Consider the following 26,177-nt stretch of genomic DNA (forward strand, 5'->3'; position numbering starts at 1 on the left):
CGTCCCGATCGATCCTCGGTCGGCGATCAGCGCGCCCGCAGCGTGAACTGGCGGGCCTCGCCTGCCTCGGCATGCGGTGCGATCCACACATCGAACAACCCGGGCTCGGCGGTGAACGCGCCGCTGCGCGTGGTGAAGGCGAGCTGCTCGCGGTGAAGCTCGAAATGCACCGTCGCCGACTCGCCGGGCGCAAGGGCGATCTTGCGGAAGGCCTTGAGCTCGCGCATCGGGCGCACCCGACTGGCGACGCGGTCGTGGATGTAGAGCTGCACGACCTCCTCGCCGGCGCGTGCGCCGTCGTTGCGCACCTCCATCGAGGCGGTCAGCGTGCCATCCCAGTCCAGCGTGTCGCTCGACAACCGGAGATCGCCGTAGACGAAGCGCGTGTACGACAGGCCGTGACCGAAGGGATACAAGGGGCGGTGCGACATCTCGCGCCAGCGGCTCTTGAACTCGGTCATGCCGGGCAGCTCGGGCCGCCCGGTCCGCTGGCGGTTGTAATAGAGCGGTTGCTGGCCGGAATCGCGCGGAAAGCTCACCGGCAGCCGCGCCGAGGGGTTGTAATCGCCGAACAGCACGTCGGCAACCGCGGGACCGGTGGCGGTGCCGAGAAACCAGGTCGCGAGGATCGCCTGCGCATCGCGCACCGCGCCGTGCAGCGCGAGTGCGCGGCCGTGACGCAGCAGGACGACGACGGGGGTGCCGGTGGCGGCGACCGCCTCGGCCAGCGCCTGGTGTGCCGGCGGAATCACGATCTGCGTGCGCGACTGCGCCTCGCCGCTGAAGCCTTGCGGCTCGCCGATGGCGAGCAGTACGACGTCGGCACGACGCGCGGCCTCGACCGCCGCATCGATCCCGCCGTCGATCCCGTCCTCCATGCCGCAGCCGTCGACGACGTCGAGCGCGGCGCCGTCCTCGAGCGCGGCGCGCAGCCCGTCCTCGAGGGTGACGTGCAGGCGCGCATCGCCGAACAGCGTCCAGCAGCCCTCGATGTTGGCGCGATCGCGGGCGTAGGGGCCGATCAAGGCGATCCGCTGCCCGGACGTGCGCAGCGGCAGCAGGTCGCCCTCGTTCTTCAGCAACACGATCGAGCGGCGGGCGGCATCGCGAGCGAGGTCGAAATGCAGCGCGTGCGGATCGAGCGCGGCTTCGACCCCGGCATCGAGGGAGCGGTAGGGATTGTCGAACAGGCCGATCGCCTGCTTGACCGCGAGCACGCGGCGCACGCCCTGATCGATGGTCTGCATGGAGACCTCGCCGCTCGCGACCAGATCCGGCAGGTGCGCGGCGTACAGGCCGCTCTGCATGCTCATGTCGACGCCGGCGGAGAACGCGAGCCGGGTCGCATCGCGATCGTCGGCGGCGAAGCCGTGCGCGACCAGCTCGAAATCCGCCGTGTAATCGGACACCACGAACCCCTCGAACCCCCACTCGCCGCGCAGCAGGTCGGTGAGCAGGCCGTCGTGGGCGGAGGCGGGCACGCCGTTGATGTCGTTGAAGGCGCTCATGACGGTAAGCGCGCCGGCATCGAGCGCCGCCTTGAACGGCGGCAGGTGCACGTCGCGCAGCGTGCCGTCGGAAATCTCGACGCTGTTGTAGTCCAGGCCGCCCATGACCGCGCCATAGCCGACGAAATGCTTGGGCGTGGCCAGCAGCGAATCGTCCGCCGTCAGGTCGTCGCCCTGGAAGCCACGCACGCGCGCGGCGGCGAACGCGTTGCCGAGCACCACGTCCTCGCCGGCCGCTTCCGCCACCCGGCCCCAACGCTGGTCGCGGGCGATGTCGAGAGTCGGTGCGAAGGTCCAGTGCAGGCCGCATGCGGTGGCCTCCACGGCGGCCGCGCGTGCGGTGCGCTGGGCCAGCTCCGGCTCGAAGCTCGCGGCTTCGCCGAGCGGAATCGGAAACACGGTGCGCATGCCGTGGATGACGTCGGCGCCCATCAGCAGGGGAATACCGAGCCGGCTCTCCTCCACCGCGATGCGCTGCGATTCGCGCCCCTGGGCCGCGCCCACGCCGTTGAATACCGCGCCCACACGGCCCGCACGGATCTGCTCGCGCAGTTCACCGGCATTGCGCTCGTTCATCTCCGGATTCACGTCGGCGGCGAACGGGCGCAGCGTGTCGGCGAAGATGCCCAGCTGGCCGATCTTCTCCTCGAGTGTCATCCGCGCCACAAGCGCGTCGAGGAAGTCATCAGGACGCATCGCCACTCCGGTGTAACCGATTTCAGCTGGCGATTATAGGGCGCACCGGCGAATGCGTCCGGCGCCGGGCGCGGCCGCCTTCAGTCGGGGCGGCGGGCGGGAACGAAGGGCGAGACGGGGTCGCTGGCGGGAAACGTCTCCTCCAGCGCCTCGTCATGGATCTTCTCCTCGTGTCGCTCGCGCGGGCCGCGCTGGTCGCGGGCGTCGTCGGGCGTCGGCGAAGATCCTGGCTCGCGCGGGGGGTCGGTCGGCGTCGTGTCGTGGTCGGGGCTCATGCGCGCACCTTCCGCCCCGCGGGCTCAAACGGGTGTGAACGGACCGCACGGGTGCGCTTGACGCGGGAACGACGTGCACGATGCAAGCCTGCGCCTCCGGCAGGCGCACCGGCGCCGCGACCCCGTGGTGCGTCGCGCCGCCGCGTCAGGAGTTCTCCATGGCACGTCCCATCTGGTCCGGTTCGCTGTCGTTCGGCCTGCTCAACATCCCGGTCTCGCTGATGTCGGGCGAACGCCGCACCGATCTGAGTTTCCGCATGCTCGATTCGCGCGACAAGAAGCCGATCCGCTTCGAACGCGTGAACGCCGATACCGGCGAGGAGGTGCCGTGGAAGGAGATCGTCAAGGCCTTCGAGTACGACAAGGGAAGCTACGTCGTCATCGAGAAGGAAGACATCGCATCGGCCGCGCCGGAGTCGCACGAGTCCGTGGACGTGGAAGCCTTCGTCGACGCCGGCAGCATCGGCACCCGGTTCTTCGAAAAGCCCTATGTCCTCGTGCCCGGCAAGAAGGCCGAGAAGGGCTACGTACTGCTCCGCGAGACCCTCAAGCAGACCGGAAAAGTGGGCATCGCCCGGGTGGTCATCCGCACCCGCGAGTACCTGTGCGCGGTGTTGCCCGAGGACGATGCGCTGATCCTGATGCTGCTGCGCTATCCGCAGGAGCTGGTGGAACCCGGTGACTACAAGCTGCCGTCGGGTGCGCTGTCGAGCTACCGCATCGCCGACAAGGAAGTGCAGATGGCCACCCAGCTGGTGGAATCGATGTCGGCCGAGTGGGCTCCGGACGGCTACCACGACGAGTTCCGCGAACGCCTGGCCGCGATCATCCAAAAGCGCATCAAGGACAAGGGGGCGACCGCGAAGGTCACGGAGGATGCACCCCACCGTGAGGATGCGGCCACCAACGTGGTCGATTTCGTGTCCCTGCTGCAGCAGAGCCTGCAGACCAACAAGCGCACGCCGGCCAAGTCGGCGCCGGCGGCCAAGACACCGGTCAAGAAGGCGGCTGCGAAGAAGACCGCCACGCGCAAGACCCCCGCGAAGAAGGCCGCCAAGAAGAAGACGGCCGTGCGCAAGGCCTCGTAGGCCATGACCCTGGCCGAGTACCGGCGCAAGCGCCGGTTCGACAGTACCCGCGAACCCGAGCCGGGCAAGCGTGCCCCGCGGGGCACGCGCCCGATCTTCGTGGTGCAGCTGCATCACGCCAGCCGACGCCATTACGATTTCCGCCTGCAGGTCGGCGATGCGCTCAAGAGCTGGGCGGTGCCCAAGGGCCCCAGCTACGATCCCGGCGTCAAGCGCATGGCGGTCGAAGTGGAGGACCATCCGCTCGACTATGCGGGGTTCGAGGGCGAGATTCCCAAGGGCCAGTACGGCGGCGGCCACGTGGCGCGCTTCGATACCGGCACCTGGGCCACGGACGACGACGTCGAGGCCGCGCTCGCGAAGGGCCACCTGCGCTTCGAACTCTTCGGGCGCAAGCTCAAGGGTGGCTGGCACCTCGTCCGTTCGGGCAAGCCGGCGAGGCAGCCGCAGTGGCTGCTGTTCAAGGATCGCGATGCCTACGCCGGCACGCTGGAGGCGGACGACCTGCTGGGCGATGTCGAAGCCCCGCCACCGGACGATGCCAGGCGTGCCGGGACCGGAAAGGCACGCAAGCGCGGTGCGACCGAAGTGCCGGTCGCGACGCGTCCCAGGCACGACTGGGCGGCCGCTGCCCGCAAGCTGCCCGAGGCGCGCCGCGCCGCTGCGCCGGACGGACCGTTCACACCGCAGCTGGCCAAGCTCGGCGACTCGGCGCCGGTCGGCGAGCCCTGGCTGCACGAGCTGAAGTGGGACGGCTACCGTCTGCTCGTGACCATCGCGCGGGGCCAGGTCCGGTTGTGGTCGCGCAACGCGCTGGAGTGGACGGACAAGGTGCCCGAGATCACCACGGCGCTCGCGCGACTGGGGCTGCGCTCGGCCGCCTTCGACGGCGAGCTGATCGCCGGCCGGGGCTCACGGGAGGATTTCAATCTCCTGCAGCAGACATTGTCGGGCGAACGCCAGGGCGGGCTGGCACTGGTGCTGTTCGATCTGCTGCACGTCGACGGTGTCGACATCACCGACGCACCGCTGTTCGCGCGCAAGGCGCTCCTGCAGCGGATGCTCGGCCAGACGCCGCCGGCGCACCTCGCCTTCAGCTCGCACATCGAAGGCGATGCCGGCGCGGCCGTCGAGCTGGCATCCGAGGCGGGATTCGAGGGCGTCATCTCCAAACGCGGCGACCGGGCCTACCGGCCGGGGCGCGGCGACGACTGGCGCAAGACCAAGGAGCTGGCCAGCGACGAATACGCGGTGGTCGGCTACACGCCACCCAAGGGCAGCCGCAGCGGCTTCGGATCGCTGCTGCTCGCGCGGCCCGATCCCGAACACGGCTGGCGCTACGCCGGGCGTGTCGGCTCCGGCTTCAGCGACGCTCTGCTGGACACGCTGACCGCGAAGATCGGCAAGGCCGGGCGTGATGCGCCCACCGTGCATGTCCCGCCCAACGATACGGATCTGCGCGCTGCACGCTGGTTCGAGCCGCGCTTCGTGGTCGAAGTGTTCTCGCGCGGCACCGGTGGCCACGGCCTGTTGCGCCAGCCGTCGCTCAAGGCGGTGCGCCCCGACAAATCCGTCGACGACCTGTCCGACAGCGACCACGATCCAGGAGACAGCGGCATGCCGACGCCCCCACGCACTCCGGCCAAGCGCGCGGCCAAGCAGGCACCCCGACGCGCTGCGAAGGCGCCCGAGCCGGCCCCGGGCACGCGGCCAGCCGCGCGCGCGCGCGGCAAGGCCGCGCCGGCCCGCACACCACCCGAGCTGTCGAGCCCCGACAAGGTGCTGTTTCCGGGCGATACGCTGACCAAGCGCGATGTCGGCGACTACTACACCCGGGTCATGGACTGGCTGCTACCGGAGATCGCCGGGCGGCCCCTGTCGGTGATCCGCTGCCCGGGCGGCATCGACAGCGCCTGCTTCTTCCAGAAGCACCACACCGCCGGCATGCAGCTGGTGGAAACCGTGCGGTTGAAGGAGGAATCGGGGGCCGGCGACTATCTGGTGGTGACCGACGCGGCGGCCGCCCTCGAGCTGGTGCAGTTCAATGCGCTGGAGTTCCATCCATGGGGTGCGCAGGCGAAGACGCCGGATACCGCCGACCGCATCGTCTTCGATCTCGACCCGGGCGACGGCGTGGCCTGGACGGAGACCGTTGCCGCCGCACGACAGGTCCGCGACCTGCTGGCCCGGGTCGGCATGGAGTCCTTCGTGCGCACCACCGGTGGCAAAGGCCTGCACGTGGTGGTGCCGTTGAACCCGGGCGCGCCGTGGACGCGGGTCAAGCCCTTCGCCCAGGCCTTCGCCCAGAGCCTGGTGCAGATGGAACCGCTGAAGTACGTCGCGACGGCCACGAAGAAGTTCCGGGCCGGCAAGATCTTCATCGACTACCTCCGCAACGGGCGCGGGGCGACATCGGTGGCGTCGTTTTCGCTGCGCGCGCGCAGCGGCGCGCCCGTCGCCATGCCGCTGCGCTGGGAAGATCTGGGTCGCGTGAAGTCCGGTGACGCCTGGACGTTGCGCAATGCGCCGGCCCGGCTCGCGCGGCTCAAGGCGCATCCCTGGGGCCGGTTCGGCGACCTGCGTCAGGTGCTGCCCGAGGGGTTCGGCGACGACTGAGGCGCGGACATTCCAGCGCGGACGTTTCGAGGCGACTGCATCCCAGGGGGCGCGGAGCAGCCAGACCGCCTCGCCGCGTCCACAGCACGCCGGCCAACGGCTGCGCCCGCGTTAGACTCGGCGATCCGTTCGCCTCATTGCCCGCCCATGCACGGATCGCCTGGCGTTTCGATCATCCATCCCCGTGTCGTCGATGACGCCGACGAACTCGGCAAGCGCTTCGTCGCCGCGTCACCGTTTCCGCATCTGGTGATCGACAGTTTTCTGGCTCCCGGCCTCGCCGAGCGCCTGCTGGCCGAGTTTCCGTCGTTCGAGCACGGCAACTTCGTCGGTGACGATGGCCGCCCGGGTGGAAAGTCCACGTCCGACAAGGTGCGCGAACTCGGCCCGGCCTACCGCGAGCTGGACGATGCGATCCAGAGTCCCGATTTCCTGCAGGTGCTCTCCCGCCTGACCGGCATCGACGGCCTGCTCTACGACCGCTGGTACCTGGGCGGGGGCACGCACGAGAACCGCGACGGGATGAGCCTGGATCCGCACGTGGATTTCAATTTCCATCCCAGCGAACGCTGGCATCGCCGCCTGAACCTCATCGTCTATCTCAATCCGGTATGGCAGCCCGAGTGGGGTGGCTGTTTCGAGTTGTTCCGCGATCCCCATGCAACCCCGCGTGCGGACGTGAGCATCACGCCCGCATTCAACCGCTGTGCCTTGTTCGAGACGTCGGAACGATCGTGGCACGGCTTCGACACGATCCGGCTGCCACCGGACCAGGCGCACCTGACCCGTCGTTCGATCGCGCTGTATTTCTACACGCGTGATCGCCCGGCCGACGAGATCGCCGATCGCCACACCACCTACTACGTCAAACGCCAGCTGCCCGAGCGCTTCGTCGAAGGGCGCGAGCTCGACGCGTGCGACATCGCGGAGATGCGCGCGCTGATCGCCCAGCGCGACGAACACATCCGCATGCTCTACGCCGAGAACACGGCGCTGCGCAAGGCACAGGATGTGGGGCTCGCCGGTCACGTCCTGTACCTCGCGAAACGCGCCTACGTCCGTTTCCGACGCTGACGACGCAACGTCCGCTGGCCATCGCGTCGGCGAAATGGCTCCGCGGTGCCGGCGGCCAGCGCGGTGGGCCTGCGCGCGCGCGGATGTCGGTGCGGCGAGATATCCGTCCTCCGGTCATGTGGCAGGGCGACCGCGGCACCGCGCAGCGAGCGCAATGCGCCGGCGCGCATGGTCCGGCTCACGCGCCGCAACGCGGCCGATGGCAATGGCGAAACCCCAGGCTCGACGGAGTCAGCGATCCGGGCTGATCTGCGCGCCCCGACCATGGCGACACCGCATGCTGGCCTGCCGCCACACCGGGACAGGCGCGTCGTAACGCCCTCGGGCCGCGTCACCGGGCATCACGCCAGTCGGCACGTGTCGCGCTCGGCGGCTGCCTCGCATTGCTGCGGCTGCTGCCCCGTCGCGCAAAGCGCTGGTGCAAGACGTGGTGATCTGCATGCCGGCGATCGCGGGGAGCACCCGTCTCTCGCGCCGTCGCTGGTACGGATGGACCGACCCGCGTGCGCTGGCGACGGACGCGGAGGCTCGAAGCGAGCTTTCGACCGGCACCGCGCGCGCGCAATCGATCCGACGCGATGAAATGCCTAAAGAGCCGGGTGGTGTACGCACGCCACGCGCGATCCGGTTCCACGAGGTGCGCACGCGCGCGACCGTTCGTCTATTGCCACTTGCGATTAATTGATCGCAAATTTAATTCTGGTCCCATGCCTACGCCATCGAACCAGACCCCCACCGACGCGCCGGCCCCCGCCGCGAGGACGCCGCGCAAGCGTGCCCGGGGGCGCCCCTCGGCCCGCTCGCCGGATCTGCGTCCGCAACTGCTGGATGCGGCCCTCGCCTGCTACGTGCGGCACGGCATGGCTGCCGCAAGCCTGCGTCAGATCGCCCGCGAGGCGCTGGTGACCCCGGCTCTGCTCCACTACTACTTCGGCGATCGCGTCCAGCTGCAGCAGGCGGTGATCGAAGAACGCGTTCTGCCGCTGGTGCTGCAGTTGCGGGGCCCCGTCGCGCAGGCCGGTGACGACATGGCCGGACTGATCAGCGGCTTCGTCCGCGGCATCGGTCGGCTGGTCGAGCACCACCCGTGGTTGCCGACGCTCTGGGTCCGCGAGGTGCTCTGCGAGGGGGGCGCGATGCGACAGACGATGATCGACACCATCGGTCCGAGACTGCCGCGGATCATGGTCGAGCGCTTCGCCGACGCCCAGGCGCGCGGCGCCCTCAATGCCGATCTCGATCCACGGCTGCTGATGGTGTCGCTGATCGGATTGAGCATGTTTCCGCTGGCGGCCGCGCCGCTGTGGCGCGCGATGTTCGGTGCGCACGACCTGTCGCCCGATGCGCTGAACCACCACACGCTGGTCCTGCTCGACCGCGGTCTGGAGCTCGACGGTGCACGCTGAGCTTGCCGCGCTCCGCCCCGCGCGGTGGCCGTATTCCTTGATGCCTGCGCTCGCCCTGTGGATCGCACTTGCGCTCTCTGCGTGCGCGGAACAGGCACCTCAGGCGCTGGGCACCATCGAATACGACCGGATCCTGATTCCCGCGCCCGCATCGGAAGCGATCACCGATGTGGATGTGCGCGAAGGCCAGCAGGTCGCGGCAGGCCAGCGTCTGGTCCAGCTGGAGGTGGCACGCGCCCGGACCCGCCTGTCGGCGGCGCAGGCCCGCACCCGGCAGAGCGCGGATGCACTCGAGGAGCTGCGGTCGGGTCCACGCACCGAGGCCATTCTGCTGGCCCGCGCCAATGTGTCCCGTGCGCGCGCGCAGGCAGTGCGGGCCCGGGACGACTACGCGAGAGTGCGTCCGCTCGGCCGGCAGCAGCTGGTCGCGGACGCCGATGTCGCGCGCGCCCGCGCGGAGGCCCAGGCGATGGACGCGCAGCTCGAGGCTGCCAACGCCGAGCTGCTGCTGCTCGAGCGAGGCACCCGCAACGAGCAACTCGACCAGGGTCGGGCGGCCCTCGCAGCGGCCGAGGCGGACGCGCAGGCGCAGGTCGTCTCGTTCGAAGAACTTGCGGTCAGCGCGCCGCGGGCGGGACGCGTCGACAGTCTTCCCTACCGCGTCGGCGACCGTCCACCGACAGGCGCCGCCGTGGCGATCCTGCTGGTGGGCGATGCCCCCCATGCGCGCATCTATGTGCCCGCAACGCTGCTGCCGCACGTCCGGGTGGGCACTGCAGCGCGCGTGAGCATCGAAGGCCACGACCAGGCGTTCGCGGGCACGGTGCGCATGCTGCGCAGCGAGCCCAGCTACACGCCCTACTACGCCCTCACCGGCGCCGACGCCGCGCGGCTGAGTTATCTGGCGGAAGTGCAACTCGACGATGCCGCGGCCGCACTCCCTGCGGGATTGCCGGCTCGCGTGACCTTCGGGGCATCACGACCGTGAGCGCGCACGCAGCGCCGGCGATCGTCGCCCGCGGCGTGACCAAACGCTTCGGCTCGATGGTGGCGGTGGACGGCGTGGATCTCGAGATTCCGCGCGGAAGCGTCTACGGCTTCCTCGGCCCCAACGGCTCCGGAAAATCCACCACCATCCGCATGCTCTGCGGCCTGCTCACGCCCGATGCCGGAACGATCGACGTCCTCGGTCTGCGCATTCCGGAGCAGGCCGAGCGCCTGCGTCTGCGCATCGGCTACATGACCCAGCGTTTCTCGCTCTTCGAGGATCTCACCGTTCTCGAGAACCTGCAGTTTCTCGCCGCGGTGCAGGGGCTGCCCCGACGTGATGCGCGCGAACGCATCGACGAGCTGGTACGCCGCTACGCGTTCGAAGACCGGCTCGACCAGCTGGCCGGCTCGATGAGCGGCGGGCAGAAACAGCGCCTCGCGCTCGCCGCGGCCGTCATCCACCGGCCGGAGTTGCTGTTTCTCGACGAACCGACCAGCGCGGTCGATCCCGAATCACGCCGTGACTTCTGGGAAACGCTGTTCGATCTGGCCGACGCGGGCACGACGATCATGGTGTCCACCCATTACATGGACGAGGCCGAGCGCTGTCACGCCCTGGCGATCCTCGATCGCGGCGAGCTGGTGGCCGAAGGCACGCCGGCGGCGCTGACCGCAGCATTGGCCGGGCGCAGCCTGCTGGTGCAGGCCGTCTTCACCCGGCGTGTCCAGCAGGCGCTGTTGCCGCTGCCCGACGTGCTCAGCGTGGCGCAGGTCGGCACCGCACTGCGCGTCCTGACCGGGGCCGGCGGCCGTGAAGGCGAGCGCATCCTCGATCGCATACGTCGGACCCTGGCCGACAGCGGACTCGAGGGCTCGGTCGAGGCGTGCGCGCCGAGTCTGGAGGACGTGTTCGTGGCGGCCACCCGCGTGCGTGATCGCGAGGCCATCGGGGCGACCGCGTGACCCCGCGGCGCCTGCTCGCCGTGACCGTCAAGGAGCTGCGCCAGCTGCGTCGCGACCGCGTCACCCTCGCGATGGTCGTGATGATCCCGGTCATGCAGCTGCTGCTGTTCGGTTACGGCATCAACACCAATCTGCGCGCGCTCCCGGCCGGAATCGCCGATGAGGCGGGCACGGCCGGATCGCGTGCCCTGGTGATGGATCTTCTGGCCACCGGCGTGGTGAGGGCCGGGACGGAGGCCGGAACGCCACAGCAGCTGATGGACGCGTTGCGCAGCGGGGATATCGCGGTCGGCATCGCGATCCCGCCCGATTTCGAGCGTCGCCGCATCGAGGGGCGGACGGTTGCGCAGATCCTGGTCGACGGCAGCGACAACGCAGTGCAGTGGGCGGCGGCACAACTGGCGCAGCTGCCGGTGGAAGTCGATGCCGCCGCGGTGTCCCGTCACCCGCACGCCAGCAGCCGGGGCGGCGAGCCCGCCATCAGCGTGGTCGGTTTCTACAACCCCCAGCGACGCTCGGCCCTGAATGTCGTGCCGGGGCTGATCGGCGTGATCCTCACCATGACCATGATCCTGTTCACGGGTGTCTCGATCGTGCGCGAACGCGAGCGCGGCAACATGGAATTGCTGATCGCCACGCCCATCAGCAGTGCCGAGTTGATGATCGGCAAGATCACGCCCTATGTGGTGATCGGCCTGCTGCAGACCAGCGTGGTCCTGGTGCTGGGCATGTGGCTGTTCGATGTCGCGGTCGCCGGCAGCCTGTGGGAGGTGTACGTGGCGGCGAGCCTTCTGATCCTGGCCAACCTCACGCTCGGGCTGCTGATCTCCACGCGCGCGCGTTCGCAGTTCCAGGCCATGCAGATGACCTTCTTCCTGTTTCTGCCGTCCATTCTCCTGTCCGGTTTCATGTTTCCCTTCGCGGGCATGCCGCCGGCCGTGCAGTGGTTCGCCGAGCTTCTGCCCCTGACCCACTTCGTCCGTCTGATCCGCGGCATCGTCCTGCGCGGGGCGGGCCTCGCGGACATGTGGCCCGATGTGCTGGCGCTCGTCGCATTCACCCTGGTCATGATGTCGGCCGCGGTCGCGCAGTTCCGCAAGCGGTTGGACTGAGCGAGGACGCGACCCGGAGCCCGATCCTTCGTCCGTGCACTCCCGGGGCGTCGTCCCGGGCGTTCGACGTCGATGCACACCGGGCTGGTGCGGGCAGGCGGGTCCGCCGCGGCACCTTTGGCTCCCCGCGGCATTGGTCAGCAATCCGTCTCCGCGAAACATTTTTTTCAACTTCTTCCCGGCTTATCGCGGGCTTTATGCCTCGGCGTTGATTCACCATCTTGCGCAGTGCTGCCCGCGATGTCCCGCGACGCACGCTGCCACCCTCCGCCACCGCTCGGACGTGGAGCGGCCTGCATCAAGCGCAGTCTGCGCTGGCGTGGCAGGCGCTGGTCTCCGCTGCGCCAACCAAGCCTGAAATGCACTCGTCGCGGACCTCGGGTCATACCCGGCTGGGCGCCGCTTTGCGACATCCGCGCTCAGGAGGACGGCAGGGAATAAGCCTCGTAGTGGCTGATCGAGTTGATGAGGCCATGCAGAACGATGCAGGCCCAAAGGTTGCGCCCGCCCAGGAGCCACATCAGACCGAACAGCACGCCGATCGTGCCGGTGACGATCACACCGCCGAGGCCCTGATGAACGTGGAGACTCCCGAACACGGCAGCCTGGAGCACGATGGAGACCAGTACAGCCGGCAGACGCGACGAACCGATCACCTTGATGATGCGATCGAGAATGAACCCGCGAAGCAGCAGTTCCTCACCGAAGGCCGCCGTTCCCCAGCTGACCGGGCCGGCCCAGTACAGGTATTCGATCAGGTCGCCGCGCAGAGCAGTGTGGTCGACGCGCGGGGGCTCGATCCCGAGCGCACCCAGAACCGGGTAGATCGTCAGCGCAATCACGAGGAATGCGCTGGTCCCGGCGACGAGCAGCAGCGGAACCGACCACCACCGGGCCGGTCGACGCAGGCCGACGTCAGCCCATCGCTCTCCGCCCCGATGGAGCAGCCATGTGCACAGCAGTAGGAGCGCCGCCATGCGCACCAGCACGAAGATCTTGGGCCCCGGGCCGCTGCCTATAGCCTGATCGATGGTCATCATCGCGAGCAGGCCGCCGAACACGGCGACAACGAGCACAAGTTCGACAAGGAAGCGACGGCGCGATCCGAGCGATAGCGTGGCCAAGGGATCTTGCATGCATCGGGGTCCGGGAACGGCAGGGCGCCAGGTCCGCAACGGTTGCAGCTTCCTTCGGAGAAACGAAGGGCCGTTCGTCACCGTGTCCAGATGCAGGGTGGGCCCAGGTGTAATGGACCGGTGCCGAATGCACGTCGGTGTGCGCTGCGGACTTGGCGCACCCCAGGCCGGGCGCGTGCGTCCTCGCGCCCGGAAGACGCGTCCGCAGTGCTCTGACACCGTCGCCGCGGGACGGCCATACTGGGTCTCGACCCGCGCATGATCCGGGTCGTCTGTCCACATACTCTGCTCGCCGCAGCGTTGGCGCGCTTACTACGAAGAGCCCGATGACCCACTTGCGAACGATCATCGCGCCGCCGGCGTCGCATCGCGTTCCCTGGTGCACGCTGCTGTTGTGTGCGGCAACCGTCGCCTTCAGCATCCACGCCGCGATCGAAATCAGCGGTGCGTGGCTCGGACGGGTCCGGATTGTCGAGATGGAGCGATACGGACTGCGCTTCGAGCACATCCTAGACCTCGAGCTTTGGCGACTGGTCACCGCCCAGCTCGTCCATGTCAGGCAGCCACACATGGTCTCGAACGTCTTCTGCCTGTTCCTGGTGGGCACGGCCGTCGAGCGTCATATGGGCGCGATCCGCGTGCTGGCGGTCTGGCTGATCGGCGGCTCGATGGCGATGCTGGTCAGCACGCTGTTCGCCATACCCCCGTGGAACCTGGGCACAGGCGCATCCCAAGCAATCATGGCGATTACCGGCGCCGGCCTCTGGTTGACGCAGACGGGCGCCGATCGTTCGAGGTTTCTGATGCTGACGCTTGGATTCACGCTCGCCTTGGCGCTCGTACTCGATCTGATCTATGCCCACTATCCGAAACCCGGACACATCGCGGGCGTGCTGTTCGGCTATCTGATCGCCTCGCTGTCCCGAAGAACAATCCGGGAGAGCGCCGCCTGAACCGCTGGCGACGCGCTCCGCGTCCGGTCGCGTGCGCACGTCGGTCCAGACCCCGCCCGACGCCGTGCGGACTGCCGCCGTCGGTCTCAGTGTCTGCCGTTTCACCCCCGGTGCCCGAGAGGCGAGCTGGACCCTCCGCGCTGACGGTCTGACGCGGGCGATTCGCAGCGCCTCGGCGCTCGCGCATCGTGCGCACGGCGACAACTTCGGGGGTGCTGTTCCGCAACCTGCCAGGGTCGCGCTCGAGTCGCGAAGCCGGCGGTCGAGTTGGACTGTCGGCGCTCGGAATCCCGCCGTGACGACATCCCTCGAGTCCCGGGCGTTCGAGCGTGGTGCGGACGGTTCGCTCACGCGAGTCCGTCTGTGTCGCGCATGGGCCAAGCGGCTCCCCACCACAGGCAATGTCCGCCATCTTCCGGCCGCGGCCATCCCTGCACTACATTGGTGCGATGTCCGTTGCACCTCCCCCATCGGGTTTCCCGTTCGATTCACTGACCACGCCACTGGCGTGGGCGGACGCCGATGGCCGCATCCGTGACTGCAATCTCGCCTTCGCGCGCTGGCTCGGCGTCGGACGTCGGCGTCTGATCGACCAGCCGCTGGCGGCGCTGGAAGCGGAGGGCGACGTGCTGCGCAGCGCCCTGCGCCAGCCGGGCGAGTCGAGCGAGGGACCCTTCCGGGTCCGGCGCCTGGCATTGGCTTTTCTTGGCGGCGAACCGCGGTTTGCCGATGCGTGGCTGTCGCGCGATGTCGATGGCGGCGTGCTGCTCGAAGCGCACCCGGTGGACGAGTTCCCGGGCGCCGATCCCACCCAGGCCATGCCGCTGGCACTGGCGGCCGCCCTGCGCGGTCTGGCCCACGAGTTGCGCAACCCTCTGGCCGGCCTGAAAGGGGCCGCGCAGCTGCTGGCCCGGCGGGTGGGGCCGGGCGAGCCGCGCGAGCTGGTCGCCCTCGTGGAAACCGAGGTTGCACGCCTGGCCGCGCTGGTCGACCAGCTGCTGTCGCCGGTGGCGCCGCAGCCGCACCGGCCCCTGAACATCCACGGCGTACTCGAACAGGTGTTGCGCCTGGCCGAGGCGGATGCGGGCTGGGCCGTACGCATGGTGCGCGACTACGATCCCAGCCTGCCGGACCTCAGCGGCGACGCCGACCGCCTCACCCAGGCCATCTGGAACCTCGTCCGCAACGCCATCCAGGCCGGCGCGGCCAACATCACGCTGCGCACGCGCGCGGCGAATGGCGTGCGCATCGGCGACGCGGTGCATGCGATGGCCCTGCGCCTCGAGGTGGTCGACGACGGGCGCGGTGTGCCGGACGACATGGTCGAGCAGATCTTCCTGCCGCTGGTCTCCGGTCGGGCCGACGGCAGTGGCCTCGGCCTGGCGCTTGCGCAACAGGTCGCGCGCGAACACCGCGGTGCCCTCGTCTACCGCTCGCGACCCGGCCACACCGTGTTCACCCTGCAATTGCCTTTCCCCGCGGACGACGTGCCGCAGTTCGCCGACATCGGAGCACCACTGCCATGACGTCCACCGCGCAACGGGTCTGGGTGGTCGACGACGACCGCACGGTGCGTTTCGTCCTCGCCACCGCCCTGAGCGAGGCCGGCTACGAGGTCTCGAGTTTCGACGGCGCCGATGCGGTGCGCGATGCACTGGGCAACCGGGCGCCGCCGAACCTTCTGTTCACCGATGTGCGCATGCCGGGCGATACCGGCCTGCACCTGCTCGAAGCGCTCAAGCGCGAGCATCCGCGGCTGCCGGTCGTGGTGATGTCGGCCTACACCGACGTCGCCAGCACCGCAGGGGCCTTCCGTGGAGGCGCCCACGAATTCCTGTCCAAGCCCTTCGATCTCGACGAGGCCGTGGCGCTGGCGGCGCGGGTCCTGGGTGATGGCGACGCGGCGGCCGGCACCGCGCCCGAAGGGACCCCCGCGACGGACCACGACGCCCTGGTCGGCGACACGCCGGCGATGCGCGAGCTCTTCCGTGCGATCGGGCGCCTCGCCCAGGCGCCGGTTCCGGTTCTGGTCACGGGCGAAACAGGCACGGGCAAGGAGCTCGTGGCGCGCGCGTTGCACCGCGAGTCGCCGCGCGCGGCGCGGCCGTTCGTGGCCCTGAATACCGCGGCGATCCCGGCCGAACTGCTCGAGAGCGAACTGTTCGGCCACGAGGCGGGTGCGTTCACGGGAGCAGCCAAGCGTCACATCGGGCGCTTCGAGCAAGCCAACGGCGGCACCCTGTTCCTCGACGAGATCGGCGACATGCCGGCGTCGCTGCAGACCCGCCTGCTGCGCGTGCTGGCCGAGGACGAGTTCTTCCGCGTGGGTGGGCGCGAGTTGATCCGGGTGGACGTCCGTCTGGTCGCGGCCACCCATCAGGACCTGGAGCGCCGGGTCGGGGACGGTGGATTCCGCGCCGACCTGCTGCATCGGCTGGATGTCGTGCGCCTGCGCCTGCCGCCGCTGCGGGACCGGCGCGAAGACGTGCCCCGGCTGGCCGAGCGGTTTCTTCAGGCCGCGGCCGTACGGCTGCAGGCGCCCCCCAAGCAGCTGGGCCGTGCCGCGATACAGCGGCTGCTGGAGCACGATTGGCCCGGCAACGTGCGCGAGCTGCAGAACCTGTGCTGGCGCCTCGCGGTGCTGGCGCCCGGCGACCGCATCGCGGTCGCCGATCTCGACGGCCTGCTGCCGGCCGGCGCCGCGCCGGCCGCGCCCGCGGTGTCCGCGGATGGCGAGGCCTGGGAACAGGCGCTGCGCAGCTGGGCCGATCTGCGCCTGCGTGCAGGCGCGACCGACCTGCACGCACAGGCGCGCGAGCGTCTCGACCGCGCGCTGCTCGAGACCGCGCTGGGGCACACCGGCGGTCGACGCGCGGAAGCGGCCGCGCGTCTCGGACTCGGTCGCAACACGCTCACCCGCAAGCTCGGAGCGCGCCGACGTGGCGGCTGAGTCCATGCCTTCATCCGCGGCTGAGCCGCGCATCGGTATCGTGCCGCGCATGCCTGGTCCGTCCCTCCGCCCGCTCTGCATCGTGTTCGCCCCGCTGCTGCTGGCGGCCTGCGCGAGTGCGCCCCGCTCTGTCCCCGCCACGGCGCCGGCCGATGCGGTGCCGCCTGCGCCGCTCGCCGCGACCGGCAGTGCGCAGAGCGCGGTCGCCAATCTCGCGTCGGCGTCGGGCACCCTGGTGAGCGGGCGACTGATGCTGCAGGCGGCGGACGGCGGCGTACGCGTACGCGGCGACGTCGGCGGCCTGGTCCGCAACGGCACCCATAACCTCCGCCTGCACGCGCGCGGCGACTGCAGCGCCGTGGATGCGGCGAGCGCCGGACCCGAGTTCGACCCGGTGCGTGGCACGCCCTCGCGCGAGCCCGATCCGGGCCAGCGGGGGCGCATCGTCGCCAACGCGCAGGGCGTGGCCTCGATCGATCTCATGCTCCCGGGCGCGGTGCTCGGCGGCGGCGCGGGCAACGACATCGTCGGGCGCGCGCTCCTGGTACTCGGCGCCACACCGGGTGCGATCGGTGCGCGGGTCGCCTGTGGCGTGATCCACATTCCCTGATCGTCCCCGTGCATACGCTGCTCGCGGCCGATGCGCGTTTAACTCGTGAGGAGCTTCCGATGACCTGCATGCCTACCCGACTGCTGACGCCCGCGCTCCTCGCGCTCGCGCTTGCCGCCTGCGGCGTCGATGACGGCGGTTCCGGTGAGAACGCAGCAGCCGAAGCCGACCGCGCTGCCGAGACGGCCGGACCCACCACGCGTCCCGATGCCACCGCGCCCGTCGCGATCGCCCGCCTCGAGCCCACCGAGGGCAGCGCCACCCGGGGTGACCTCCGCTTCGTGGCGTCGCGCGACCGGATCGAAGTCACCGGCACGCTGACCGGCCTTCCTGGCGGGGGCACCCACGGCTTCCACGTGCACGAGACCGGCGATTGCAGAGCGCCGGATGCGACCAGCGCCGGCGGCCACTTCAACCCGGCCGACACCGCACACGGCCGCGTCGGGCGAGGCGACCATCACGCCGGCGACAGCGACAACATCAGGGCCGGTGCGGATGGCCGTGCGCAGGTGCAGGGCTGGCTCGAAGGCGCGACGCTGGGCGATGGCGCGGCGACCGACATCGTCGGCCGGGCGGTCATCGTGCATGCCGACGCCGACGACTACACGACGCAGCCGACCGGCAACGCCGGCGACCGCGTGGCCTGCGGCGTGATCGAGCGTGGGCCGGACTGAATTTCGGCGGGCGCGACGCCTCGGGGCCTCGGTCGGCACATGACCGCGTCCCGCAGCGCTACCCGGCCTGCCGCGTGCCGTACCTGACAGCCGGCCTGGCGCGACGTGCTCGTCGGCGCGCGTCGATCGCGTGACCCCGTCGGACTCGAAGCCGATCCGCTCCGTCGACGATGCACTGAAGCGAATTCGCTGTCTGCGACGTCGTCACCGTGCACGCCGCCGCGAACGACGACACGACCAACCGATCTGTAATGCCGCCGACCGCCTGGCCTGCAGCGTGATCGAGCGCGCGCAGGACCGCGCTCCGCGGGCGTGCGGCGTCCGGGCACCCGTCGCGACCCGACCGCGCGGTGCCCCGTATCGCCGGCCAGCTCTGCAACGGCAGCCACTGACAGACTCCTGCTGCGCGGCGTGTTCATCTCGCGCGGCGACACCATCCGCCGACGTAATCGAGGGGATTCTTTTTGGCGACCCGGCGCTACGACGCCATCGTCATAACGCATCGTCGTAACGCAGCGTCGAGACCGCGCTCTTCCGAAACGGAAGATGCGTTCCGCGAGCCGCGGCTGGACACTACGCGCGCGAGGCCCTGGATGCCCGCGATTCTCGAAGCGCGCGTCATGCCACCACCGCCGGGCGGCGTCCGCAACGTGGCCCGGCGCATCGGTCTGTCGCGCCGCGTGCCGCAGCTGTGCAAGGTGGCGCCGAATTCGCCCGACTATCACGTCAAGGACGTGCACCGGTCGGTCGAGGGCGTCCGACGCAGGGCGCGGTCGCGGCCCCGGCGCTGCGCGAGCGGCTCAGCGCAGGGCGTCGGCGGCGTCCTGACCGGGCGCCACGTGGACGAACTCCAGCGGGATGTCGTGCGCCTGCAGCACGGCGGCGAACTGGCGCTGACGCGCCTCGAACATCGCAAATCCGCGCGCCAGTCGGGCTTCGTCCTCGTCGTGCGCCGCATTGCGTGCGCGCCAGTCCGCCGGCGAGAGCAGGGCCATGCGCACCGCGCCCGCATGCTGGCGCAGCAGCGGCTCGGGCGGCGCATCGAGCCAGGCGTCGCTCGACGGTGCGAGCAGCGCGGTCTCGAGGATCTCCCACAGGGGCTCGAGGCCCTGGTTGCTGTACTGCAGGGCGGTCATCGCCAGCAGGTCGTGCACGGTGAGATAGCGCGCATGCTCGATCCGGGCGCCGAATGCCTCCTGGGCGAGCAGCGCGGTTTCCGCCTGGGCCATGCCCAGATCCAGCAGCGACGTCTCCATCTCCTCCGCGACGGCCCGGGCCGCTGCGGCGTCGCCGTGCAGCAGATAGGGCAACACGCGCAGGCGGCCGCCCGCCAGCAGGGGATCGGCCTGGAACGGCAACGGTACGTCGCCGCCCTCGTCGGCGCCGAAGGCGATGATCCTGGGGGCGGCGGCACCGGGTGCGCGCGCGCGCAGTTCGTCGAGCCGGCGATGCACGGGCCAGCCGGGCCGCAGCAGTTCGGCCGGGTCGAAGTGCGCGGCGGCCAGCACCAGATCCAGCCCGCACACGCCCGGCACCAGCCGGCCCAGATCGTGGCCGACCCGCGTGGCCAGCTGGCCGGCGAGGCTCGCATCCAGCGCAGCGCGCGCCGGTTCGGCCTCGCCACTGAGCTCTAGGGCGAGCACGCCGAGCACCTGCATTGCAGGATCGTGTCGGGAAATGTCGGGATCTGCGGTCATTGGCCGTGCACACCGGCAGCGATACACTCGTTCACATTATGCCCGTCCCGGCGTGGCGCCGGGGTCCACGCTTTCGTCCCGCGAGGAAGTCCAATGCTGCAAGGTCGTCCCGTCGCCGTGCTGGGTGGCGTTCGTATCCCGTTCTGCCGGCAGAACACCGCCTACGCGGACGTCGGCAATCTCGGCATGTCGGTGCGCACGCTGGGGGCGCTGGTGGAGCGCTTCGGGCTTCACGGCCAGCAGCTGGGTGAAGTGGCGATGGGCGCGGTGATCAAGCATTCGAGCGACTGGAACCTGGGACGCGAGGCGGCCTTGTCGTCGGGACTCTCCGCGCTCACCCCGGGCATCACCCTGCAGCGGGCCTGCGGCACCTCGCTCGACTCGATCATCACCATCGGCAACAAGATCGCGACGGGACAGATCGAGTCGGGAGTCGGCGGCGGATCGGACACCACGTCGGACGTTCCGATCGTCTACGGCCGCGTGCTGCGGCGCCGTCTCCTGGCCGCCAACGCGGCCAAGACGATGAAGGACCGCATGGCGGCGTTCCGCGGCTTTCGTCCACGCGAGATCAAGCCCGACTTCCCCGGCGTGGCCGAGCCGCGCACCGGCAAGTCGATGGGCGAGCACTGCGAGGACATGGCCAAGGAATGGAACATCTCCCGCGATTCGCAGGACGAGTTGGCGGTCGCGTCGCACCATAAGCTGGCCGCCGCCTACGAACGTGGATTCTTCGACGATCTGGTCGTGAGCTTCCGCGGCGTCGCGCGCGACAACATCCTGCGGCCGGACACGTCGCTCGAAAAGCTCGCCACGCTGAAGCCGGCCTTCGATCGCGTGTCCGGACGCGGCACGCTCACGGCGGCGAACTCCACACCGCTGACCGACGGCGCCTCGGCCTGCCTGCTGGCCAGTGACGACTGGGCCGCGCGCCACGGTCACGAGGTGCTGTGCCACATCCGCGACGCGCACGTGTCGGCGGTGGACTTCGTGCATGGCGAAGGTCTTCTGATGGCCCCCACCGTCGCGGTCGCCGAGATGCTGGCGCGCAACGGGCTCACGCTGCAGGACTTCGACATCTACGAGATCCACGAGGCATTCGCCGCCCAGGTGCTGTGCACGCTGCGCGCCTGGGAGAGCGAGGATTACTGCCGTACGCGGCTCGGCCTCGACGCGCCGCTCGGCCGGATCGACCCCGCGCGCCTCAATCCGCTCGGGTCGTCGCTGGCCACCGGTCATCCCTTCGCTGCGACCGGTGCGCGGGTGGTCGCGACGGCCGCCAAGCAACTGGCCGAGCGTGGCGGCGGGCGTGCGCTGATCTCCATCTGCACCGCCGGCGGCATGGGCGTTGTCGCGATCCTCGAACGCTGAGCCGACCCGTCCCTGTTCGCAGGCGACTCATTCCGACAGGATCCGCCGTGATGCGTCTGACGACTCCGTTCTCCGTCCTGGCCTGCGCCGCCGCACTGGTGCTCGTCGCCTGCGGCGCTAGCGACGAGCCGCCTGCCGCAACCGGCCCGCAGATCATCGCGGCCCCGGTGCCGCCCGAGGCATTGCCCGGCTGCGCGGAGATCGCCGAGGCACTCGGTGCACTGGTGCAGGACCTGCAGGCCGTGGAACCGGCAGGTTCCCGCCAGTCCGGGCCGGACTCGCACGACCTCCGTTGCACCTGGCGCCACGCGGATGACGGTGGCGCGCTGGGCGCGATCGTGATCGTCGATGCGCAACCGCTCACCGAGCAGGACATGCGGCGCGCGGGACTCTACGTCGATGACCCGCGCGCGGCCGCGCTGGGCGGTTTCATCGCGTTGCCCGACGGCGCGTTCGACGGCGGGGCGGTGCTCGGACCGGTCGGTCCCCAGGTCATCGTCGGCGCGGTCACCGTCACCCTCGCCGGCAACGCGAGGGGTTCGACGGCCGAGGTGACGATGGACCAGGCCGTCGACGGTGCGATCGCCGTCCACCGGTTGATGCGCTGACCGGAACAGACCGAGGTCGCGGAGTGGACGAGCCTGCGTGAAGCAGGTATCGGGCGCTTTGCGAGCCGGTCACCTTCGCAACGAAGGCCTCGGTTCACGGGCATGGCTGGACAGGTGCGGTCGTCCGGCTCGCCGAGCAGGCAACGGGGCGATGCGATTGCGGTGAACGGGTCGGCATCGCCCCGAACACGCAGCCCGGTCGCGTCGGTCCAGGCATCGGCGGCAGCCCCAGACAGCCGCCGATGTTCGGCTGCGCTAGACGCGCGGCGGGAGATCCCGGTCGTCTGGCAGCGTGGGCAGGCCGTGGGAATCGCGCCGCTCGGCATCGATCGACACCGGCGGTTCCTGCGACGACGGCAAGGCCACGATCGGCTGGTTGTCGGCGGCCCGCAGGGCGTTCGCGTAGCACAGGCGCGCATTGCGCTCGTCGCCACTTGCCGCGTAGTTGTCGCCCAGCTGCACCCAGGCGTCGCGCCCCGCGCCCTGTTCGATTGCACGTTGCAGGTAGTCGCGGGCCTGCGGCCAGTCGCGCTGTGCGTGATGCAGACGCGACAGGCCCAGCATCGTTCCGGAGCTCGCGGGGTGGGTCTGCAGCCAGCGTTCCAGGCGGGTACGCCGGTGTGCCGGGTCACCGGCCTCGAGCGCCGCGTAGCGGCTGACCAGGCGTTCGTCCCAGCGCGCATCCAAGGCGGTTTCCAGCGCGCGGGTCGCCGCGTCGTGCCAACCTAGGGCCACCGCCCGATCGACATAGGCCAGCACGACCGGGGTCTCGGTACGCACCCCCTTGGGCAGGGCCTCCCAGCGCTCGGCGAGTCCGTTGCCGTCGTCGGCCTCGCGCAACGATGCCGCGGCCCAGCGCACCTCGCGATGGGCGAGCTGGCTGTCGGGCAGGGCGTGCTGGCGTCGCAACGCACCGAGCAGGCCGTAGGCCTCGGAGGCGTGCCCGGTCAAGGCCCACGCGTCGGCGCGCAGTGCCAGGCCGCGGGGCGGCAGGGGCTGCGCGGCCGGCGCTTCGAGTGCCGCCAGGGCATCGATCGGACGTTCGTCGCGCATCGCCAGCTCGGCCAGCGCGATCGCACGCGTCGCCGGATGCCGCTCGCCCAGGCGATTGAGATGTGCCTGGGCCGCGGGGGCGTCGTCCCGGGCCAGTGCCGCCTGGGCCGCAGCGAGGCGCGCGGCGGACTCGTAGTGCGGCGTCTCGTCCGCCGACTGCGCAAGCAGCTTCTCCGCTTTGGTGTAATGCCCGTGGTGCAGGGCTTCGAGGCCCTCGCCGAAGCGGCTCTGGGCCCGGGTCTCGCGGTAGCGGCCCCAGCTCCGGAACGGCAACGCGATCAGCGTGACCACCAGCCAGAACAGCACCATCGCCCCGAGCGCGATCACGATGGCGTTGACCAGGGTGGTGGTGCGATCCATGCCGCCGTGACGGATCAGGACGTAGCCGGGGTCGGCGGCCAGGAAGAAATGCGCCGCCAACGCGCCGACCAGGGCGATGACGATCCAGACCAACAGGACACGGAGCAGGGACATGGCGGCGGTTCCGGTGAATGGCGGGTGCGGCAGAGCGCCACCCTGCCAGAGCCCGGCGTGATGGCCCCGTCGCGAACCTTCGGCCATTCAGGACGCCGGGCGGGGCGCCATCGCAGCCTGCAGCAATGGTGCCGGGCGGGCGTCGTTCGCGCATCGGACATCCCGGAAGCCCAAGGCTTGGGCGCGCGCTGCGAGCCGCGGGCTCGCGGCCACGACACCGGCGCGCAGCAGCCGCGCGGCAGCGGCCTCGGGCAGGGTGGCCAGGGTCCGCTCCAGCGCCTCGGCGCTGCTGAGCGGCAGCAGCCACGGGTCGGGCAGCTGCATCAGTGCTGCCAGCCTGGCCGGACCGGGCGTCACCGGTTGGCGCGTGTAGACATCGGCGCGCAGCACCTCCGCGCCGCCGGCGGCGAGGGCGGGGGCGAGGACACCGCGTCCTCCGGGCGCCGTGACCAGGCCGACGCGGCGACCGCGGACATCGGCCAGCGCGGGGAGGGCGAGCAGACCCTCGCTGGTCATGCGCACGGGCGAGCAGGCATTGCCGATCCCCGCGCGGCGCAGGGCCGCGGCCGTCGTCGCACCCACCGCAAGCCAGTCCTGGGCGGGGCATGCCGGCGCCAGGGGCTGCAGGGCCCGGGCGGCGCGGACCGCGGCAGGACTGGTGAACACCACCACATCCGCGTCGAGCGCGGCGGCCAGGGTGCGCCGGGTGCCGGCGTCGTCGAGTGCGACCAGGCGCCACGGCGGCAAGGCGAACACCCGTGCGCCGAGGCGGGCCGCGGCACGACGCAGCCCGCCGTGCATGCCGGCCGGTCGCAGGGAGATCACGTAGTATCCCGCCGGACGCGAGGAAGCTGGCGCAGCGTGCATGCGCGAGAGCTTGGTGGCTGCCGGCACCCGGCGCAAGCCGCCGCGAACCGCTCCCTGACAGGACCCCCATGACCGACGATCCGCTGACCGCCCTCGAGGCGCATTACCGTTCCATGCCGCCCGTGGCCGCGATGCAGATCCGCATCGCCGGGTTCGATGGCGATCACCTTCACCTGCAGGCCCCCCTGGCGACCCACGTGAACGACAAGGGCACCGCCTTCGGTGGCAGCCTGACCTCGTTGATGACCCTCGCCGCATGGGGTCTCACCACGCTGCAGGTGGAAGCGGCCGGGCTGGACGCGGAGGTCTACGTGGCCGACTCGGACGTACGCTATCTCGCCCCGCTGCGTGGGGACCTTGAAGCCCGCGCCGAACTCGCGGGCGGTGACTGGGAGGCGTTCCTGAGGACATTGCGCCAGCGGGGGCGCGCCCGGGTGAGTCTCACGGCGCAGGTCGCACTGCCCGAGGGCGGCGTCGCGGCCGAGATGCAGGCACGCTACGTGGCGATCCTGCGGCCGTCTGCGGCGGCCTGAGGCTGCACTTGCGCGCGGCCTGCGGGCTGCCAGAATGCCGCGCCACCTTCCACCGCGGTTCCCGATGTCGCATCCCTGCCTGACCTGTGGTGCCTGCTGTGCATTCTTCCGGGTCAGCTTCCACTGGAGCGAGGCCGATTCCGCTTTGGGCGGGACGGTGCCGGTGGACCTGACCGAGCCGTTGCGCACGCACGAGCGGGTGATGCGCGGGACCTCCCAGGCGCATCCACGCTGCGTGGCGCTGGATGCCGACATCGGCCGGTACTCGCGCTGCAGCATCCATCCGGTGCGGCCTTCCGTCTGCGCCGCGGTGCCGGCGTCGCTCGAGGCGGGCGAGCGCAGCGCACAGTGCGACAAGGCCCGCCTCGCGCACGGCCTGCACCTGCTGGAGGCTACCGACTGGGCCTGGCGCGACGATCCGGCAGCGGGCGGAGCGGCCTGAGCCGACGCGTCCGACCGAACCTCCGCGGGTGCCGGTCCCCGCCTCCCCTCGCGGCGGTGTCGCTTCCGCCGCGGGGCTCAGACCGCGGGGGCGTGGAGCGGGTGACGGTCGAGGAAGGCGCGGATCCGCGGCACGAGCACCTCGTGCCGGTCCTCCAGCACGTAGTGCCCCGCATCCTCGAATTCGACCCGCTCGGCCTGGGGCAACGCGGCGCGGAACCGCTCGAGGAAGTGCCGGTCGAAGACGAAATCCTTCAGGCCCCAGCCGATGAACGCCGGGCGATCCGCGTACTCGGGCAGACGTCGGCCTGCGGCCTCGAGCAAGGTCCAAGCGCGATCGTTCGGCCTCAGCGGAATGTCCTGCATGAAGCGGACCGTGCTGATCCGATGGCCCCAGGAGTCATAGGGGGCCACGTAGGCCCGGCGCACGTCGGCCGGCATGCGTCGCTCCACACCCAGCCACGATGCGCCCGCCGAGAACGCGTTGAAGCCACGGATGATCCACTCGCCTACGGTGTAGTCACGACCGAGCGCGATCTGCCACGGCATCTGTTTCTCGGCCGGCATGGGGAATGCCGCCGTATTGGTGATCACCAGGCGTCGCACGCGGTGCATGTGCTCCAGCGCCCAGCCGAAGCCGATCATTCCGCCCCAGTCGTGCACAGCGAGCGTGATCGGCCCGTCCACGTCCAGATGCGCGAGCAGCGTCTGCAGGTCCTCGATGCGCGAGGCCAGCGTGTAGTCGTAGCGCGGCTCGGCGCGTGCGCCGTCATCGGGCTTGTCCGACAGGCCCATCCCGACGTGGTCGGGCACGATGCAGCGATAGCGGTCGCGCAGGCCCAGCACCAGATGCCGCCAGTAGTAACTCCAGGACGGATTGCCGTGCAGCATGACCACGATCTCGCCGTCGCGCGGACCCTCGTCGAGGTAATGCATGGCGACGCCGCGACGTACCTCGAGACGGTTCGGGTTGAACGGATAATCAGGAAACTGCACGGCGATTGACGCCCGGATTTGGTGATGAACAGCGGGCATTGTAGTCATCGCGACCCGCGACCACTCCATGTAGTGGCACGGAGACG

The 26,177-nt window shown here is 70.3% G+C and carries 24 protein-coding genes; 17 read left to right on the plus strand and 7 right to left on the minus strand.

Features of this window, described 5'->3' with window-relative positions; genetic code table 11:
• Positions 1–26: 26 nt before the first annotated feature.
• Together H0E82_RS00975 and H0E82_RS00980 are read right to left on the minus strand one after the other, a co-directional pair.
• On the minus strand, positions 27–2,204 hold the full coding sequence (locus tag H0E82_RS00975) for a glycoside hydrolase family 3 N-terminal domain-containing protein (RefSeq protein ID WP_180543109.1): 2,178 nt from the start codon (positions 2,202–2,204) through the stop codon (positions 27–29).
• A gap of 80 nt (positions 2,205–2,284) precedes the next feature.
• On the minus strand, positions 2,285–2,479 hold the full coding sequence (locus tag H0E82_RS00980) for a hypothetical protein (RefSeq protein ID WP_180543110.1): 195 nt from the start codon (positions 2,477–2,479) through the stop codon (positions 2,285–2,287).
• A 158-nt stretch (positions 2,480–2,637) separates the two neighbouring features.
• On the opposite strand from H0E82_RS00980, the gene ku reads away from it, so the two are divergent.
• The 8 genes from ku to H0E82_RS01015 all read left to right on the plus strand — a co-directional run bounded on the left by ku (position 2,638) and on the right by H0E82_RS01015 (position 11,728).
• Positions 2,638–3,567 carry a non-homologous end joining protein Ku gene (ku, locus tag H0E82_RS00985; RefSeq protein ID WP_180543111.1) on the plus strand — a complete coding sequence of 310 codons (930 nt, stop codon included), beginning with the start codon at positions 2,638–2,640 and terminating at the stop codon, positions 3,565–3,567.
• A 3-nt stretch (positions 3,568–3,570) separates the two neighbouring features.
• Positions 3,571–6,183 (plus strand): DNA ligase D, encoded by a 2,613-nt coding sequence (gene ligD, locus H0E82_RS00990; RefSeq protein WP_180543112.1) that lies wholly within the window; start codon positions 3,571–3,573, stop codon positions 6,181–6,183.
• Positions 6,184–6,330: 147 nt separating this feature from the next.
• Entirely contained in the window at positions 6,331–7,257 is a 927-nt protein-coding gene (locus H0E82_RS00995) for a 2OG-Fe(II) oxygenase (protein WP_180543113.1), read from the plus strand.
• A 439-nt stretch (positions 7,258–7,696) separates the two neighbouring features.
• Entirely contained in the window at positions 7,697–7,942 is a 246-nt protein-coding gene (locus H0E82_RS16640; protein ID WP_219338350.1) for a hypothetical protein, read from the plus strand.
• Positions 7,943–7,964: 22 nt separating this feature from the next.
• Complete coding sequence (locus H0E82_RS01000) at positions 7,965–8,663, plus strand: TetR/AcrR family transcriptional regulator (RefSeq protein WP_180543114.1); 699 nt, start codon at positions 7,965–7,967, stop codon at positions 8,661–8,663.
• 40 nt (positions 8,664–8,703) lie between these two features.
• Complete coding sequence (locus H0E82_RS01005) at positions 8,704–9,651, plus strand: HlyD family secretion protein (RefSeq protein ID WP_180543115.1); 948 nt, start codon at positions 8,704–8,706, stop codon at positions 9,649–9,651.
• Positions 9,652–9,671: 20 nt separating this feature from the next.
• Positions 9,672–10,616, plus strand: a complete 945-nt coding sequence (locus tag H0E82_RS01010; protein ID WP_180543338.1) for an ABC transporter ATP-binding protein — start codon at positions 9,672–9,674, stop codon at positions 10,614–10,616.
• On the plus strand, positions 10,613–11,728 hold the full coding sequence (locus tag H0E82_RS01015; protein ID WP_180543116.1) for an ABC transporter permease: 1,116 nt from the start codon (positions 10,613–10,615) through the stop codon (positions 11,726–11,728). The genes H0E82_RS01010 and H0E82_RS01015 overlap by 4 nt, the downstream gene beginning before the upstream one ends.
• A 419-nt stretch (positions 11,729–12,147) precedes the next feature.
• Here H0E82_RS01015 and H0E82_RS01020 read toward each other — a convergent pair whose 3' ends face one another.
• The gene (locus H0E82_RS01020; RefSeq protein ID WP_180543117.1) at positions 12,148–12,864 is read right to left on the minus strand and encodes a CPBP family intramembrane glutamic endopeptidase; all 717 of its coding nucleotides are present in this window, start codon (positions 12,862–12,864) and stop codon (positions 12,148–12,150) included.
• A 326-nt stretch (positions 12,865–13,190) separates the two neighbouring features.
• Here H0E82_RS01020 and H0E82_RS01025 point away from each other — a divergent pair, with 326 nt between their 5' ends.
• The 5 genes from H0E82_RS01025 to H0E82_RS01045 all read left to right on the plus strand — a co-directional run bounded on the left by H0E82_RS01025 (position 13,191) and on the right by H0E82_RS01045 (position 18,051).
• On the plus strand, positions 13,191–13,817 hold the full coding sequence (locus H0E82_RS01025; RefSeq protein ID WP_180543118.1) for a rhomboid family intramembrane serine protease: 627 nt from the start codon (positions 13,191–13,193) through the stop codon (positions 13,815–13,817).
• Between the two features lie 449 nt (positions 13,818–14,266).
• Positions 14,267–15,343, plus strand: a complete 1,077-nt coding sequence (locus tag H0E82_RS01030) for a two-component system sensor histidine kinase NtrB (RefSeq protein WP_180543119.1) — start codon at positions 14,267–14,269, stop codon at positions 15,341–15,343.
• The gene (ntrC, locus tag H0E82_RS01035; protein ID WP_180543120.1) at positions 15,340–16,767 is read left to right on the plus strand and encodes a nitrogen regulation protein NR(I); all 1,428 of its coding nucleotides are present in this window, start codon (positions 15,340–15,342) and stop codon (positions 16,765–16,767) included. The genes H0E82_RS01030 and ntrC overlap by 4 nt, the downstream gene beginning before the upstream one ends.
• Before the next feature lie 49 nt (positions 16,768–16,816).
• Positions 16,817–17,377, plus strand: a complete 561-nt coding sequence (locus H0E82_RS01040) for a superoxide dismutase family protein (protein ID WP_180543121.1) — start codon at positions 16,817–16,819, stop codon at positions 17,375–17,377.
• 59 nt (positions 17,378–17,436) lie between these two features.
• Positions 17,437–18,051, plus strand: coding sequence for a superoxide dismutase family protein (locus H0E82_RS01045; RefSeq protein WP_235974118.1), 615 nt, complete (start codon positions 17,437–17,439; stop codon positions 18,049–18,051).
• A gap of 800 nt (positions 18,052–18,851) precedes the next feature.
• Here the strand turns inward: H0E82_RS01045 and H0E82_RS01050 are convergent.
• On the minus strand, positions 18,852–19,730 hold the full coding sequence (locus tag H0E82_RS01050) for a hypothetical protein (protein ID WP_180543340.1): 879 nt from the start codon (positions 19,728–19,730) through the stop codon (positions 18,852–18,854).
• 111 nt (positions 19,731–19,841) lie between these two features.
• Here H0E82_RS01050 and H0E82_RS01055 point away from each other — a divergent pair, with 111 nt between their 5' ends.
• Together H0E82_RS01055 and H0E82_RS01060 are read left to right on the plus strand one after the other, a co-directional pair.
• Positions 19,842–21,119: an acetyl-CoA C-acetyltransferase gene (locus H0E82_RS01055; protein WP_180543122.1), complete on the plus strand. Its 1,278-nt coding sequence runs from the start codon at positions 19,842–19,844 to the stop codon at positions 21,117–21,119.
• A gap of 50 nt (positions 21,120–21,169) precedes the next feature.
• On the plus strand, positions 21,170–21,727 hold the full coding sequence (locus H0E82_RS01060) for a hypothetical protein (RefSeq protein WP_180543123.1): 558 nt from the start codon (positions 21,170–21,172) through the stop codon (positions 21,725–21,727).
• Positions 21,728–21,982: 255 nt separating this feature from the next.
• Here H0E82_RS01060 and H0E82_RS01065 read toward each other — a convergent pair whose 3' ends face one another.
• Entirely contained in the window at positions 21,983–23,254 is a 1,272-nt protein-coding gene (locus H0E82_RS01065) for a heme biosynthesis HemY N-terminal domain-containing protein (RefSeq protein WP_180543124.1), read from the minus strand.
• A gap of 87 nt (positions 23,255–23,341) precedes the next feature.
• Entirely contained in the window at positions 23,342–24,121 is a 780-nt protein-coding gene (locus tag H0E82_RS01070; protein ID WP_180543125.1) for a uroporphyrinogen-III synthase, read from the minus strand.
• Positions 24,122–24,189: 68 nt separating this feature from the next.
• On the opposite strand from H0E82_RS01070, the gene H0E82_RS01075 reads away from it, so the two are divergent.
• Together H0E82_RS01075 and H0E82_RS01080 are read left to right on the plus strand one after the other, a co-directional pair.
• Complete coding sequence (locus H0E82_RS01075) at positions 24,190–24,654, plus strand: YiiD C-terminal domain-containing protein (RefSeq protein WP_180543126.1); 465 nt, start codon at positions 24,190–24,192, stop codon at positions 24,652–24,654.
• 64 nt (positions 24,655–24,718) lie between these two features.
• Positions 24,719–25,096, plus strand: coding sequence for a YkgJ family cysteine cluster protein (locus H0E82_RS01080; protein ID WP_180543127.1), 378 nt, complete (start codon positions 24,719–24,721; stop codon positions 25,094–25,096).
• A 77-nt stretch (positions 25,097–25,173) separates the two neighbouring features.
• On the opposite strand, the gene H0E82_RS01085 is transcribed toward H0E82_RS01080, so the two are convergent.
• Entirely contained in the window at positions 25,174–26,091 is a 918-nt protein-coding gene (locus H0E82_RS01085; RefSeq protein WP_180543128.1) for an alpha/beta fold hydrolase, read from the minus strand.
• Positions 26,092–26,177 lie beyond the last annotated feature (86 nt).

The sequence above is a fragment of the Luteimonas deserti genome (assembly GCF_013425765.1).
Classification (GTDB): domain Bacteria; phylum Pseudomonadota; class Gammaproteobacteria; order Xanthomonadales; family Xanthomonadaceae; genus Luteimonas; species Luteimonas deserti.

What these genes read in the sequence shown, in the direction of transcription:
- H0E82_RS00975 (WP_180543109.1), bottom strand. Translation starts at nt 2,204, where the DNA reads ATGCGTCCTGATGACTTCCTCGACGCGCTTGTGGCGCGGATGACACTC.
- H0E82_RS00980 (WP_180543110.1), bottom strand. Translation starts at nt 2,479, where the DNA reads ATGAGCCCCGACCACGACACGACGCCGACCGACCCCCCGCGCGAGCCA.
- ku (WP_180543111.1), top strand. Translation starts at nt 2,638, where the DNA reads ATGGCACGTCCCATCTGGTCCGGTTCGCTGTCGTTCGGCCTGCTCAAC.
- ligD (WP_180543112.1), top strand. Translation starts at nt 3,571, where the DNA reads ATGACCCTGGCCGAGTACCGGCGCAAGCGCCGGTTCGACAGTACCCGC.
- H0E82_RS00995 (WP_180543113.1), top strand. Translation starts at nt 6,331, where the DNA reads ATGCACGGATCGCCTGGCGTTTCGATCATCCATCCCCGTGTCGTCGAT.
- H0E82_RS16640 (WP_219338350.1), top strand. Translation starts at nt 7,697, where the DNA reads ATGCCGGCGATCGCGGGGAGCACCCGTCTCTCGCGCCGTCGCTGGTAC.
- H0E82_RS01000 (WP_180543114.1), top strand. Translation starts at nt 7,965, where the DNA reads ATGCCTACGCCATCGAACCAGACCCCCACCGACGCGCCGGCCCCCGCC.
- H0E82_RS01005 (WP_180543115.1), top strand. Translation starts at nt 8,704, where the DNA reads ATGCCTGCGCTCGCCCTGTGGATCGCACTTGCGCTCTCTGCGTGCGCG.
- H0E82_RS01020 (WP_180543117.1), bottom strand. Translation starts at nt 12,864, where the DNA reads ATGCAAGATCCCTTGGCCACGCTATCGCTCGGATCGCGCCGTCGCTTC.
- H0E82_RS01025 (WP_180543118.1), top strand. Translation starts at nt 13,191, where the DNA reads ATGACCCACTTGCGAACGATCATCGCGCCGCCGGCGTCGCATCGCGTT.
- H0E82_RS01030 (WP_180543119.1), top strand. Translation starts at nt 14,267, where the DNA reads ATGTCCGTTGCACCTCCCCCATCGGGTTTCCCGTTCGATTCACTGACC.
- ntrC (WP_180543120.1), top strand. Translation starts at nt 15,340, where the DNA reads ATGACGTCCACCGCGCAACGGGTCTGGGTGGTCGACGACGACCGCACG.
- H0E82_RS01040 (WP_180543121.1), top strand. Translation starts at nt 16,817, where the DNA reads ATGCCTGGTCCGTCCCTCCGCCCGCTCTGCATCGTGTTCGCCCCGCTG.
- H0E82_RS01045 (WP_235974118.1), top strand. Translation starts at nt 17,437, where the DNA reads ATGACCTGCATGCCTACCCGACTGCTGACGCCCGCGCTCCTCGCGCTC.
- H0E82_RS01055 (WP_180543122.1), top strand. Translation starts at nt 19,842, where the DNA reads ATGCTGCAAGGTCGTCCCGTCGCCGTGCTGGGTGGCGTTCGTATCCCG.
- H0E82_RS01060 (WP_180543123.1), top strand. Translation starts at nt 21,170, where the DNA reads ATGCGTCTGACGACTCCGTTCTCCGTCCTGGCCTGCGCCGCCGCACTG.
- H0E82_RS01065 (WP_180543124.1), bottom strand. Translation starts at nt 23,254, where the DNA reads ATGTCCCTGCTCCGTGTCCTGTTGGTCTGGATCGTCATCGCCCTGGTC.
- H0E82_RS01070 (WP_180543125.1), bottom strand. Translation starts at nt 24,121, where the DNA reads ATGCACGCTGCGCCAGCTTCCTCGCGTCCGGCGGGATACTACGTGATC.
- H0E82_RS01075 (WP_180543126.1), top strand. Translation starts at nt 24,190, where the DNA reads ATGACCGACGATCCGCTGACCGCCCTCGAGGCGCATTACCGTTCCATG.
- H0E82_RS01080 (WP_180543127.1), top strand. Translation starts at nt 24,719, where the DNA reads ATGTCGCATCCCTGCCTGACCTGTGGTGCCTGCTGTGCATTCTTCCGG.